The organism is Neorhizobium sp. LjRoot104 (assembly GCF_964253725.1).
GTDB lineage: Bacteria > Pseudomonadota > Alphaproteobacteria > Rhizobiales > Rhizobiaceae > Neorhizobium.
Genome location: NZ_CAXURS020000001.1, coordinates 2,456,745 through 2,469,755 on the forward strand (window position 1 = coordinate 2,456,745; position 13,011 = coordinate 2,469,755).

At 62.8% G+C, this 13,011-nt stretch carries 12 protein-coding genes; 5 read left to right on the forward strand and 7 right to left on the reverse strand.

Features of this window, described 5'->3' with window-relative positions; genetic code table 11:
• The first annotated feature begins 46 nt into the window (after window positions 1–46).
• Window positions 47–1,108 carry a glycosyltransferase family 4 protein gene (locus tag ACSQ8R_RS12475; RefSeq protein WP_436253647.1) on the forward strand — a complete coding sequence of 354 codons (1,062 nt, stop codon included), beginning with the start codon at window positions 47–49 and terminating at the stop codon, window positions 1,106–1,108.
• A 242-nt stretch (window positions 1,109–1,350) separates the two neighbouring features.
• Here ACSQ8R_RS12475 and der read toward each other — a convergent pair whose 3' ends face one another.
• Entirely contained in the window at window positions 1,351–2,778 is a 1,428-nt protein-coding gene (gene der / locus ACSQ8R_RS12480) for a ribosome biogenesis GTPase Der (protein ID WP_436253648.1), read from the reverse strand.
• Window positions 2,779–2,809: 31 nt separating this feature from the next.
• The gene (locus ACSQ8R_RS12485; protein ID WP_046666595.1) at window positions 2,810–3,481 is read right to left on the reverse strand and encodes a tetratricopeptide repeat protein; all 672 of its coding nucleotides are present in this window, start codon (window positions 3,479–3,481) and stop codon (window positions 2,810–2,812) included.
• Window positions 3,482–3,744: 263 nt separating this feature from the next.
• Here ACSQ8R_RS12485 and ACSQ8R_RS12490 point away from each other — a divergent pair, with 263 nt between their 5' ends.
• Window positions 3,745–4,731 carry a polysaccharide deacetylase gene (locus ACSQ8R_RS12490; RefSeq protein WP_436253649.1) on the forward strand — a complete coding sequence of 329 codons (987 nt, stop codon included), beginning with the start codon at window positions 3,745–3,747 and terminating at the stop codon, window positions 4,729–4,731.
• Window positions 4,732–5,310: 579 nt separating this feature from the next.
• On the opposite strand, the gene sbmA is transcribed toward ACSQ8R_RS12490, so the two are convergent.
• Both sbmA and ACSQ8R_RS12500 read right to left on the reverse strand, forming a co-directional pair.
• Entirely contained in the window at window positions 5,311–6,582 is a 1,272-nt protein-coding gene (gene sbmA / locus ACSQ8R_RS12495) for a peptide antibiotic transporter SbmA (RefSeq protein WP_436253650.1), read from the reverse strand.
• Window positions 6,583–6,707: 125 nt separating this feature from the next.
• Window positions 6,708–7,901 carry a YbfB/YjiJ family MFS transporter gene (locus ACSQ8R_RS12500; RefSeq protein ID WP_436253651.1) on the reverse strand — a complete coding sequence of 398 codons (1,194 nt, stop codon included), beginning with the start codon at window positions 7,899–7,901 and terminating at the stop codon, window positions 6,708–6,710.
• Window positions 7,902–8,103: 202 nt separating this feature from the next.
• Here ACSQ8R_RS12500 and ACSQ8R_RS12505 point away from each other — a divergent pair, with 202 nt between their 5' ends.
• Complete coding sequence (locus ACSQ8R_RS12505) at window positions 8,104–8,316, forward strand: hypothetical protein (protein WP_436253652.1); 213 nt, start codon at window positions 8,104–8,106, stop codon at window positions 8,314–8,316.
• A 48-nt stretch (window positions 8,317–8,364) separates the two neighbouring features.
• On the opposite strand, the gene map is transcribed toward ACSQ8R_RS12505, so the two are convergent.
• Window positions 8,365–9,120 carry a type I methionyl aminopeptidase gene (gene map, locus ACSQ8R_RS12510; protein WP_436253653.1) on the reverse strand — a complete coding sequence of 252 codons (756 nt, stop codon included), beginning with the start codon at window positions 9,118–9,120 and terminating at the stop codon, window positions 8,365–8,367.
• Between the two features lie 59 nt (window positions 9,121–9,179).
• On the reverse strand, window positions 9,180–10,223 hold the full coding sequence (locus ACSQ8R_RS12515; protein ID WP_436255454.1) for an LLM class flavin-dependent oxidoreductase: 1,044 nt from the start codon (window positions 10,221–10,223) through the stop codon (window positions 9,180–9,182).
• Between the two features lie 251 nt (window positions 10,224–10,474).
• On the opposite strand from ACSQ8R_RS12515, the gene ACSQ8R_RS12520 reads away from it, so the two are divergent.
• Window positions 10,475–11,800: a GGDEF domain-containing response regulator gene (locus ACSQ8R_RS12520; protein WP_436253654.1), complete on the forward strand. Its 1,326-nt coding sequence runs from the start codon at window positions 10,475–10,477 to the stop codon at window positions 11,798–11,800.
• 138 nt (window positions 11,801–11,938) lie between these two features.
• Here ACSQ8R_RS12520 and ACSQ8R_RS12525 read toward each other — a convergent pair whose 3' ends face one another.
• A complete protein-coding gene (locus ACSQ8R_RS12525; protein WP_436253655.1) occupies window positions 11,939–12,409 on the reverse strand; it encodes an SRPBCC family protein in 471 nt (156 codons plus the stop codon).
• Between the two features lie 152 nt (window positions 12,410–12,561).
• On the opposite strand from ACSQ8R_RS12525, the gene ACSQ8R_RS12530 reads away from it, so the two are divergent.
• Window positions 12,562–12,861, forward strand: a complete 300-nt coding sequence (locus ACSQ8R_RS12530) for a DUF1905 domain-containing protein (protein WP_436253656.1) — start codon at window positions 12,562–12,564, stop codon at window positions 12,859–12,861.
• The last annotated feature ends 150 nt before the right edge of the window (window positions 12,862–13,011 follow it).

Below are 13,011 nucleotides of genomic sequence, written 5' to 3' on the forward strand. Positions count from 1 at the left end.
GTTGCACGCGAGTCGTCGGCGGATCGGCAACCGGGTTCGGCCTTCCATGACAAGAATCACCATCGTGACGGATGCCTGGTATCCTCAGGTGAACGGCGTCGTCCGTTCGATCGAGAATACCAATCGGGAACTCGCCCGGATGGGCGTCGAAGTGACGATGGTGACGCCCCAGGATTTCACCAGCGTTCCCTGCCCCACCTACCCGGAAATCCGCCTTTCGGTCACCACCTACTGGCAGATCGCCAGCGCCATCCGGGCGTCGATGCCGACCGCCGTTCACATCGCCACCGAAGGCCCGCTCGGACTGCTCGCACGCCGCTGGTGCCTCAAGAACGACATCCCCTTCTCGACCAGCTACCACACCCGCTTTCCGGAATACGTGTCGGCGCGCTTTCCCATCCCGGTCCGCTGGCTGCATGGCTTCGTGCGCTGGTTCCACAATGCCGGCAATGGCTGCATGGTGGCGACCGCCAGCCTCGAGCGCGAACTGTCGAAGCTCGGCCTCAAGAACCTGCTGCGCTGGAGCCGCGGCATCGACCAGACCATGTTCCATCCGATGGATCTCGACGAGCGGCCCTTCGACCTGCCGCGCCCGATCTTCATGACCGTCGGCCGCGTCGCGGTGGAAAAGAACCTGCCCGCCTTCCTCGACCTGGACCTGCCCGGCTCAAAGGTCGTCGTCGGCGACGGCCCGGCTCGATCAGACCTGCAGAAGCGCTACCCCAACGTGCTGTTCACCGGCATGAAGACCGGCGACGACCTCGCCCGCGCCTATGCCCAGGCCGACGTCTTCGTCTTTCCGTCGAAGACCGACACGTTCGGCAACACGATCCTGGAGGCGCTCGCGAGCGGCGTGCCGGTCGCCGCCTATCCGGTCACCGGCCCGATCGACATCATCGAGGAAGGTTCCGGCGCCGGCGCGCTCGACGAGGATCTTCGCGAGGCCTGCCTTGCCGCACTCCACTGCTCACGCGAAAACGCCCAGGCGCTTGCCCGCAAGTTCACCTGGGAAGCGGCGTCGAAGCAGTTCCTGAACAATGTGATGATCGCCCAGGGGCAGCCGAAACTGCCGGCACCGCGCGGCGGAATTCGGCCTTCGACGGTTTAGTACCGGAGCCAGGCCTGCCCCTCATCCGGCTGCTGCCACCTTCTCCCCGTTCTGACGGGGAGAAGGACGCAAGACGCACGCTCCCGGTTCCCGAACGAGAATTGAGAGCAGGCCTCCATTTACTACGATGAGAGTGACGAAAACGGCGCGGCATATCCCTTCGCCCCGCAAGCGGGGAGAAGGTGCCGGCAGCCGGATGAGGGGCAGCTCCAGGCAAGCAGCCGAACGACCAGCCTGAAAAACTACCGCTTCTTCTTGCGTCCCTCGAACGGGTTTTCACCCGCCTTGAAATGCATGCGGATCGGCACGCCCGGAATATCGAAATCGGCGCGCAAGCCGTTGATCAGATAGCGCACATAACTTTCCGGCAGCGCGTCCGGCCTGGTGCAGGACACCATGAAGGCCGGCGGGCGGGCTTTCACCTGGGTCATGTACTTGAGCTTCAGGCGGCGGCCGGAGACGGCCGGTGGCGGATGCTGGGTCTGAACGCCGTCGAGCCAGCGGTTGAGGCGCGCGGTCGAGATGCGCTTGTTCCACACCTTGTCCGTGTCGATGATGTTCTGCATCAGCTTGTCGAGCCCATAGCCCGTCTGGCCGGAAATCGGCACGGCGCGAAGCCCCCGCGCCTGCGGCAGAAGCCGCTCGGTCTTTTCGCGCAGGTCGGCCAGCAGCGCCTGCGTATCCTCGACGAGATCCCACTTGTTGAAGGCGAGCACCGCGGCGCGGCCTTCGCGCAACACCAGGTCGACGAGCTGCAGGTCCTGCTTTTCGAACGGAATGGTCGCGTCGAAAACGATCACCACCGTTTCGGCAAACCGGATCGACCTGAGCGAATCCGCCACCGACAGCTTTTCGAGCTTTTCCTGGACGCGTGCCTTCCTGCGCATGCCGGCGGTGTCGAACATCTTGATGGTGCGGCCACGCCATTCCCACTCGACGGAAATGCTGTCGCGGGTAATGCCGGCTTCCGGCCCGGTCAACAGCCGGTCCTCGCCGAGGAAGCGGTTGATCAGCGTCGACTTGCCGGCATTCGGACGGCCGATGATGGCGACGCGCAGCGGCTTGGTCTCGTCGTATTCCGGCTCGGCCTCGTCCTCGCCCTCGTCGGCGAAATCGGAATCCCGGACGTCGATATTCGTCTGCGCCTCGTCATCGTCTTCCGGAAACGCCCGCTCCTCGCCGAGCGCCTCGACGATCGCGTCCCGCAGGTCGATCATGCCCTGGCCGTGCTCGGCCGAGATCGGCACCGGTTCGCCCAGGCCCAGCGTATAGGCGTCGTAGAAACCGGCGTCGGAACCACGCGCTTCCGACTTGTTGGCGACCAGAACCACCGGCTTGCCGCTGCGGCGCAGCAACTCGCCAAAAGTCTTGTCGAGCGGCGTCAGGCCGGATTTGGCATCGACCACGAACAACGTCAGGTCGGCATCGTCGACCGCGGCCTCGGTCTGGGCGCGCATGCGGCCTTCGAGCGTCTCGGGTCCCGCCTCTTCGAGACCGGCGGTATCGATGATCGTGAATTTCAGGTCGATGAGCTTCGCGTCGCCCGGACGGCGGTCGCGGGTGACGCCCGGCGTGTCGTCGACAAGCGCCAGCTTCTTCCCAACCAGGCGATTGAAAAGCGTGGACTTGCCGACGTTCGGGCGTCCGACGATGGCGACGGTGAAGCTCATTCTGTATCCTTAAAGCCCTGGGCGAAAACCGTCAGGGCGCCTTGCCTGAAGAGGCGATGTTGTCGAGCATGATCTGCGCGCGGTTGGCGACGTTGCGCGGCGCGGAGGCGTCATTGGCAATCTGCTGGAACCATTCCTTGGCCTGCGCGAAGTTGCCGGCCTTGTAGGCGGCAAGACCAAGCGCCTCGCGGGCGGAATTGGCAAGCGGATTGGCGGGCACCGCCATCGGCTGCACTTCGGCGGCCACCTGTTCATAGGTGCCGTTGTCGATCAGCAGCCATGCGGCGCGCATCCTGGCGAGGTCGCGCATCGCCTGCGGCGCTGCATTGTCCTTGCCGACCGCCGAGAACGTGGCGATCGCCCCGGCTGCATCGCCCTTCGACTGCTGCACCGAACCGGCGCGCAGCTTGGCGAGCACGGGATAAGCGCCGGTGCCGTCCTTTTCGAGCGCTTCGAAGGCTGCCAGCGCCTCGTCGTTCTTGTTTTCCGAGGCAAGCTTCAGCGCCGCCAGGAAACGGTCGCCGGACTGCGAGGAATTATGCGTGTCCCAGTATTCGTAACCACGATAGGCGGCCGTACCGACGACGATCAGCACGGCGACCGCGATCACGATCCTGCCGTAACGCTGCCATGCACCCCTGAACTGATCGGAGCGAAGTTCCTCGTTCACTTCGCGAATAAAACTGTCGTCGTCCTGCGCCATCAAAGTCTCCGGCCCAACCGGCCCATCATGCGGAAAAGCGCCTTCTAGCCTATTTTCCCGGAGATGTAAGGCCCCCCTTAACTCCTCTCGCGCAAAAGTGGGCGCCGGTTTAGCAAAGGCGACAAATGCAGGACCGAAAACACGCGCCAAGAAAGCGCGTTCGCGGCTTTCGCAGGAATCCACACTTAAACCTATCCGCTCAAAGCTTTGCCTTATTCAGCGGCCACAAAGCCGGCTGCCCTTCGCCATGATTCAGGTGCCCGATGCGTCCGCTTGCCCTTCCCCTCGCCCTCTGTCTCCTCGCTGCCCCCGTCGCGGCAGATGCCGCCGACAAGCCGAAACAGCTGGTGATGGTCTCCTTCGACGGCGCCGGTGCCAACAATCTCTGGCAGCGCAGCCGCGATCTCGCCAGGCGCTCCGGTGCCCATTTCACCTATTTCCTCTCCTGCACGCTGGTGATCGAACGCGCCAATTCCAGAAGCTACCAGGGGCCGAACGAGAAGCCGGGAAAGTCGAATATCGGCTTTGCCCAAACCGCTGCCGAGGCCCGCGAAAGGCTCGGCCACGTCTGGCAGGCGCATCTCGAAGGCCACGACATTTCCAGCCATACCTGCGGCCATTTCGACGGCAAGGACTGGACGGCAGCCGATTGGACCGCAGAGTTCAACACCTTCCGCGATGTGCTGACCAACGCGTGGAAGGCGACCGGCGCCGGATCGGAGGAGCCGGCCGGCTGGAAGGAGTTCGTCGCGACCGGGATCGCCGGCTTCCGCGCTCCCTATTTCTCGACCAGCCCCGGCCTGGTCGAAGCCGAAAGGCGGGCCGGCATCCGCTATGACGCCAGCCTCGTCACCAAGGGACCCGCCATGCCGGAGGAAAAGGGCGGCCTCGTCCGCTTCGGGCTGCCGCTCATCCCGGAAGGTCCCTCCGATCGGCCGATCATCGCCATGGACTACAACCTCTTCATCCGCCATTCCGGTGGCATCGACAATCCGAGCAGCTCCGCCGAATTCGAGGAACGCGCCTATTCCGCCTTCAAGGCCGCCTTCGACCGAGAATACGACGGCGACCGCATTCCCCTGCAGATCGGCCTGCACTTCGTCGAAATGAACGGCGGCGCCTATTGGCGGGCGATGGAGCGGCTGGTGACGGAGGTCTGCGCCAAGGAGGACGTTGCCTGCGTGAGTTATTCGCAGGCGATCAGGCTGATCCGCGAGCGGGAAAAACCGCGAATGGCGTCTGGGCTTTGATCCTGATGGCTTTTCACATGCGGCGATAGCCCCTCACCCTAACCCTCTCCCCGCTTGCGGGGAGAGGGGACTTGCCCCACCGGACTCCAGAGAAAAACAGAGAGGGCGCGGCATATCCCTTCTCCCCGTCAGAACAGGGAGAAGGTGGCGGCAGCCGGATGAGGGACAAGCTCCACATGAGGCAATCCCTTGGGGTCCATGGGTATCCGAGCGGGGACGATTTTCGTCACCCGCAAAAAACACCCCAATCTCATCAACCCCTTACCCTGATCCACGTCCCCTCTCATCCCCGCCTCCCGAACCCGCCACATAATCACCCCGTCATCGGATGGGAAACCGGGTTCGCGAACCGGCATCTTCCTCCAAGGGTTTTCGGACCCCGGTTTCCGGTGATGGCTGTCGAACGTGGTGGAACGGGAACTGACAACTCCCGGAAAGCCGCAGGAACGGCCGGGACAGGCGGAAAGCCTGAATACCCGATATACTGAAATACCCGCCTGCCCCATCCCTGAACCAGAACCGCGCCGGACAAGACGTCCGGCGCGGCCAAAGGTGCTGTCCTGGAACCTGCTATCCAGATCAATAGGGCTTGTCGGCCGCAAGTTCGCCGGCTTCGGCTTCCCGCTCCAGGTAATGCTGGTCGATGGTCGGCAGCGGCTGATCGTCGATGGCCGCTTCGAAGGCCTTGAGGCGCTTGTGGATGGAGAGCAGTTCGATGATCGTCGTCCAGGAGTTGACCAGATACTGGAACGAGTTGCTGACCTGGCCGAAGGCGGTGGCGATCTGCTGGTAGATACCATAGGTGATCTTGCCCGCGACGATCGTCGGCACCAGCATCAGCAGCAGGAACACCGCATCGGCCTGGATGTAGAAATAACGCGCCACGTTAAAATAGAGATAGTGGAAATACATGCGGAAATAGTTCTTCCGCACATTGCTGTAGAGCTCCTTGACGGTCGCCGGCTGGGCGCGGTCGGCATGGTCCTCGCCATACACCAGTTCCTTGCGGTAGGCCGCCTCCACGCGCTGGTTGCGGAAATTCAGCCCCGGCAGCTTGACCCCGACGGTCGCCAGAAGGATCGTGCCGAAGGCCGACCAGAAGATCGCCAGCCAGAATAGCGCATGCGGTACTTCCCCGATCAGCGGCAGTTCGGAAACGTAGCCCGACAGTGCAAACAGGATCGGCAGGAAGACGACCAGCGTCATCACCGCATTGATCAGGTTGATGCCGAGCCCCTCGAGCGTTGCCGAAAACCGCATCGTATCTTCCTGGACACGCTGGGACGCGCCTTCGATATGGCGCAGCTTTTCCCACTTCGACATGTAGAAGTCGTTCATCGCCGTGCGCCAGCGGAAGATGTAGTGGCTGGTGAAGAAGTCCGTCAGGATCGAGACGGCCATGCTGAGGAAGACGATCTGGGCGAAGACGATCTGGAGATCGTAGAAGTTCCAGGCGGTAATCCCCGGCTGCTTGGAAAGCGCATTCTGCAGCAGGTCGCCGAACGGCCGCCGCCAGTTGTTGATCACCACCGAGACCTGCACTCCGAAATAGGTCACCGCGATGATCAGCAGCGATCCCCAGATCGACCAGCGTTTCCAGGGATGATCCTTGGCGATCACGGTCCAGACACCACCAAAAAGCGCAAGGCAGACCGCGAAATATGCGTAGAACCAAAGGTTGGCCGGCACCAGGAAGTACGAAAGATCGTAGGGTTCTCGCTCCGGCATCACATATCCAAGTGACGCGCCAAGGCCGTCGAAGATGAAATACCAGGCCAGGATGGTAACAATGGCCCAGACGACGCCTGAAATCGCGAACGGTTTGGGCCGGGGAAAGAAGGAGTGGAACACGGAGCTTGGGCTTTCCTGAGTTCGAGTCGGCGGGATGTCGGAACGACTATTGAGCCGAAAACTAAGGCAGTTCCAAGAGGGCGGCAATGGCCGCGTTCCTTGGTTACATAATTGTAACCGTGGGATTATTCGAAGGCGCTGCGCGCAACCGGCAGCGCGAGCAGGACGCAGACGACGAGCGCCGCCGCCGCAATCAGCGTCGGCGCGACAAAACTGCCGCCGCTTGCTTCGGCGATCCAGCCGGCCACGAGCGGGCCGATGATCTGGCCGGTACCGAAGGCGGCGGTGGCGCAGGCGAGCGCCCGGCGCGGGCTCTCCGGCGAAAGCTTCCGGCCGATCTGCAGGCCGTAGGCGGTGATCACCATGAAAGTGACGCCGAGCAGCAGCCCGCCGACAAGCGCGCCTGATGTCGGCGGCAGCACGACCGAACCGAGCACGCCGACCATTTGCAGGGCAAGCGCCGCGGCATAGGCCTTGGCAAGCCCGAAGCTGTTGACCACCGGCCGCCAGAGGATGAGCGAGACGGCAGCCGCCGAACCGGTCAGGAACCACGCGAGGAATTCGACGATCGGACCCGCATTCCCCATCCGCGCGATGGTGACGAGGAAGGTCGCCGTGATCACGTAGCCGAAGCCGAACAGGCCGTAGGAAGCGGTGAGCAGCACGAGTGGCCTGCGCCATTTAAGCGGCGGCTCGACCGCCGAGCCGGTTCCGATCGCCTGTTTCGGCAGGATCCAGGCGACGACGGCGAGCACGAGAAACACGATCGCCGCACCGGCGAGCCAGTTCACCCGCCAGCCAGGCGCCCAACCGAGCCATTTGGCGCCGGCCATCGCATTGACGGCAAAGACCAGTGCGGAGGAAAGGGCGATGCCGAGCCCGACGCCGCCGAAATGCAGGGCGTTGACGTTGTCGCGGCCCACCGCATAGGGCAGCACGATCGACGAGGTGAAGATCATCGCAAGCGCGCTCGCAAGGCCGGCGAGAAAGCGGATGATGGTGAAGGCGAAGACCGAATCCGTCGCGGCCATGGCGGCGAGCAGGATCGCGGTCGCCAGAAGCCCGAAAAGCGCCACCTTGCGCTCGCGCCCGGCCGCCCAGCCATAAGCCGACAGGATGGCGCCGGCGAGATAGCCGGCGAAATTGCCGGCCGCGATATACCCGGCATCGGCCGCCGAAAGCGGAATGCCGGTCATCATCCCGGGCAGGATCGGCGTGTAGAAGAAACGCCCGAAACCCATCGCCGCCGCCATCGCTATGGAGCCGGCGAAACCGATCAGCAGGGGGCGGTGCGAGTAGTTCGTATTGATCTGCAGCATGGCACGGTTATCGCAGCCGCGCCCGATCGCGGCAAATGAGGAATTTTCATCGCAGCGATGCACCGGAATGATGGACCGGTACACAAGCGATCGCGCATATGCCGCGACGATTTGGTGCAGCGCATGACCGAAATCGTCTTGCTGCTGACATGAAAGCAAGCCAATCTCTGACGCATCGCCATCGGGGCGCGGAGGCATGCGCATGGAACATGACCTGACCCTTTCCGAAGTACTCGTCGATCCGTTGATCACCCAGCTTCGCCAGGCCGACGCCGTCGGTTACGCCGCTTTTGCGCAATTGCTGCAGAGCGCGGCACGCGTCCATACGCGCCAGATGCTTGGAAACCTGCAGACCGAGCGTACCGATGCCTTCTATCGTCAGGTCGATGCCGTGCCGGGCAACAAACACAACTGACCTATCCGCCGGGATGCGGTGGTCTGCCGTGACGGCGGAGGTCTTCGCTCAATCCGCGAGTGTCAGGATCAGCGGCCCGTTGCGGGTCGCGACGATCGTGTGCTCGTATTGCACGGTGGGTGCCTTGGGATCGCTGTAAAGCGTCCATGGATCGCCGTTGCCGCCGTCCTCGGCCCAGTTGGCGCCGAGCGACAGGAACGGCTCGACGGTGAAGACCAGCCCGTCTTCCATCGAGCGCGTCTCGTGCCTGTCCGGCCAGGTCGGGATTTCCTTCGGCTCGTCATGCAGCGTCAGCCCGATGCCGTGGCTCGAAAGGTTGGTGATCAGCGTATAGCGGTTCTTCTTGGCGAAGGTGCCGATCGCATTGCCGATGCCGGAAAGCGGCTTGCCGGCCTTGACCTGCTGCAGCCCGGTCCAAAGCGCCCGGCGGCCGTCGCGGCAAAGCTTCTCGATCTCTCTGCTGACCGGCGGCACCGCGTAGGACGCGCCGGTATCGCCGAAGAAGCCATCCTTGACCGCCGACACGTCGATGTTGACGAGGTCGCCCGCCTGGATCACCCGGTCGCCCGGAATGCCGTGGGCGACTTCCTCGTTGACGCTGATGCAGGTGGCGCCCGGAAACTGGTAGCAGGTCTCCGGCGCCGACTGCGCGCCGTTCTCTTCGAGGAACTTGCGGCCGATCGCGTCGAGCTCGCGGGTGGTGATGCCCGGCTCCAGCGCCTTCGCCATCATCTCCATCGCCTGCGCGCAAAGCCTGCCGATATCCTTCAGCCTGGCCAGTTCGTCTTCGGTGGAGATAACCATGGTCTGCTTTAGGTCCCAACTTGATCAGGCGGCCGGTTTCGCGCCATCGGCCGGGCCCGTCAATTCTTTTCTGACGACCCGAGCTCTTTTCTGACAATCGGCGCGACTTTCGTGCCGTAGAGCTCGATGCCGCGCATCACCTGGTCGTGCGGCATCGGGCCGATCGCCATCTGCAGCAGGAACCGGTCCATGCCGAACACCTGGTGGGCGGCGATGATCTTTTCGGCCACCAGTTCCGGCTCGCCGAGGAAGAGATTGCCGAGCTTCGAGCGCGCCTCGTCGAAATGCGCCCGGTTGGTCGGTCCCCAGCCGCGCTCGCGGCCGATGCGGTTCATCACCTCGGCCTGCGGACCGTAGAACTGCTCGGCCGCGGCCTGCGTCGTGTCGGCGATGAAACCGTGCACGTTGATGCTGGTCTTCAGCCTGGCCGGATCCTGGCCGGCGCGGCGGGCGGCCTCGCGGTAGAGGTTGAAGAACGGCGCGAAACGCGGATATTCGCCACCGATGATGGCGACCGCGAGCGGCAGGCCCATGGCCCCTGCCCGCGCCACCGATTGCGGCGTGCCGCCGACGGCGATCCAGATCGGCAGCTCCTTCTGCAGCGGGCGCGGATAGACGCCACGGCCGTTGATCGGCGCGCGCTTCTCCCCCTGCCAGGTGACGATCTCCTGGTCGCGGATGGCGAGCAGCAGGTCGAGCTTTTCGGTGAACAGCTCGTCGTAGTCGCCGAGGTCGTAGCCTAACAGCGGATAGGACTCGATGAACGAGCCGCGGCCCGCCATGATCTCGGCTCTACCGTTCGAAATCAGATCGACGGTGGAAAACTGCTGGAAAACCCGCACCGGATCGTCAGACGAGAGCACCGAGACGGCGCTGGTCAGCCGGATGTTTTGGGTGATCGCGGCAGCGGCCGCAAGCACCGTCGAAGGCGACGAGATCACATAGTCCGGGCGATGATGTTCGCCGAGGCCGAACACGTCGAGCCCCACCTGATCGGCAAGCGCGATCTCTTCCAGCAGATCCCTGATCCGCCTGGCACCTTCCGCGCCCTTGTCCGGTGCTGCGGCATCGACATCGCCAAACGTGTGAAGTCCGAGTTCCATCTTTGAAAAATCCATTCGTTGATGCCCGTCAGATAGTTATCGGGCGTGTCCGACGCAAACTCTATTCTTTCGAAGGGATCGTTCGATGGAATGGATAGGTGCGGGCGACAGCCATCGCCGGCACCCTGATTTGGCAACCGACACGGGACTACGAGATTTCGGGCACAAATATAGGTTTAGAATATAACAAAATGGTAATCCATCCGGAATAATCTTCCCGGCCAACGGGAACAATAGTTTAGGCAAATCAAATGGATGACAGCAACGGAAATCGGCCGGGCCTGGGCGTTCCGAACCTGCAATCATCAAATGACATCCTTATCATCGAGGATTCCGCTGCCCTTTCGACCTTGCTGCGGCAACGTCTCGAGCGGGAGACAGCCGGCAGGACCTTCTGCTGTGCGAGCCTGGAGCAGGCCCGCACGCTGCTGGCGGGGCAGAAGTTCACCCTGGCCCTGACGGGCCTCAACCTGCCTGATGCGCCGAACGGCGAGATCCTTGCCCTGCTTGCCGAATACGCGGTTCCGACGATCGTCTTCACGGCGACCTCCGAGACGGAGAGCACCATCCGCTACACCGAGCGGAAGATCATCGACTATATCGTCAAGAGCGACAACCGGACGGTCGATACGGTGGTCAAGACCGTGAACCGCATCCTGACCAACAGCGCCTTTTCCGTTCTCGTCGTCGATGACGCGAGATGGGCCCGCTCCGGTCTGGTCGAGATCATGCAGCGGCAGAACTTCCGTGTCCTCGAGGCGCTTTCCGGCAAGGAGGCGCTGGACATGCTCGCCGACAACCCGTCGATCGAACTGGTCATCACCGACTACAACATGCCCGACATGGACGGGCACGAGCTGACGAGACGCATTCGCGCAACCCGGCCTTCGGACGAACTGCGCATCATCGGGGTTTCGTCTTCGTCCGACCGCGGCCTTTCCGCAAGCTTCCTGAAGGCCGGCGCGTCGGATTTCATCTACCGTCCCTTCGTTCCGGAAGAGCTGCAATGCCGCATCGACAACAATGTCGAGACGCTGACCCAGCTGAAGCGGCTGCGTTACCTGGCGGAGCGGGACCATCTGACGGGCCTGGCAAACCGCCGCTTCTTCTTCGAGAAGAACCCGCTCCTGCAACCCGCACCGGCAAACGACGCGGTCGCGATCCTCGACATCGACCATTTCAAGTCGGTCAACGACACCTACGGCCACGAGGCCGGCGACCAGGTACTGAAGCGGCTTGCCGGCATCCTGAGCGAGATGACCGCCGACAGGCGGTATCTCGCCGCCCGCCTCGGCGGCGAGGAGTTCGCGATCTACATGAAGGAAACCAACGCCTTCCAGGCTCATTCGTTCTGCGAACAGGTACGCGCCAACATCCAGGCCACCAACATTCCGCTGCATGAGAAGAGCATTTCGGTGACGATCTCGATCGGCGTCATGGAAATGGAGGAACGCGAGACGTTCGGCAACCAGCTCAACGCCGCCGACCAGCTTCTCTACATGGCGAAAAAGAACGGCCGCAACCGCGTCTATTCGAGCCTGACGATACCGGAAGCGCTGATCCCGCAAGCCCAATGAACCAGCGGCACGGACCCCGGAACAATCGGGATTCGAATCCATATTCAAAGACTTCCAACAGGCTTTTGAATCGATTTCGAAAGCGCCTCGAAGCGAACATGAAGCCGCCCGAGCCTGACCCGGGCGGCGGTTCATGCGTTAGAACGTCTTGGCGATCTCTTCGAGTTGGTCGGCGACGATGCCCCAGCCCACCGTGAAGCCCATCTGTTCGTGGGCCTGCATGTCCTCCTCGGTCCAGTGATAGGCAGTCGCGGTATATCGCGTGCGGCCGTCGCCGAGGTCTTCGAATTCGACGACAGCGGTCATGAACGGTTTTTCTGACGGCACCCAGGCGCTGGTATAGGCGTCGGTCGTGACGAGCTTCCTGTTCGGCACGACTTCCAGGTAGATGCCGTAATTGGGGATCTTCTCGCCGTCCGGTCCTTCCATCAGGAAAAAGCAGGAACCGCCGGGCCGCACGTCCAGCCGTGCTTCGGTCACCTTCCAGGGCTTGGGGCAGAACCATTCGCCCATCCGTTCCGGCGTCGTCCAGGCCTTGTAGAGCTTGTCGGCCGGAACGGCCATTTCGCGAACGATCTGCAATGCGTATTTGGCGGTATTGGCGGTCATTGTCGGTCTCCCTCCAGGTTTTAAAAAACATCTCATCCGATGCTGAACCCAGGACGTGTGGCCAGAATGAAATCCGACAAGCGCCGTGGAAATTTTTCAAGGCCTGCGGCACATAGGTCGAGGGCGAAACGACAGGCACCGGGAGAGGATCTGTGACCCAATTCAGTTTCGAGGCCGAAATCATCCACTGGCGCGGGCCCTCGCCCTTCTTCTTCGCGCCGCTTCCCCCGGACCACGCCGAGGAGATCAAACGACTGTCGAAGCTTCTCACCTATGGCTGGGGCGTGATCCCGGTCGATGCGACGATCGGCGGCGTTTCGTTCTACACCTCGCTGTTTCCGAAGGACGACACCTATCTCCTGCCGCTGAAGGACGCCGTGCGGAAAAAGACCGGCCTTACCGCGGGCGACGTGATTTCCGTCGAGATGACGCTTCGGCCCCCGCGGCGGTAGCAGGGGCGTTCGCGTGCGGGACTGCCCCTCACCCTAACCCTCTCCCCGCTTGCGGGGAGAGGGGACGTGCCTCGCGAGGCCATTTAGGGCATGGAGACGGCGCGGCTTGCGTCCTTCTCCCCGCAAGCGGGGAGAAGGTGGCGGCAGCCG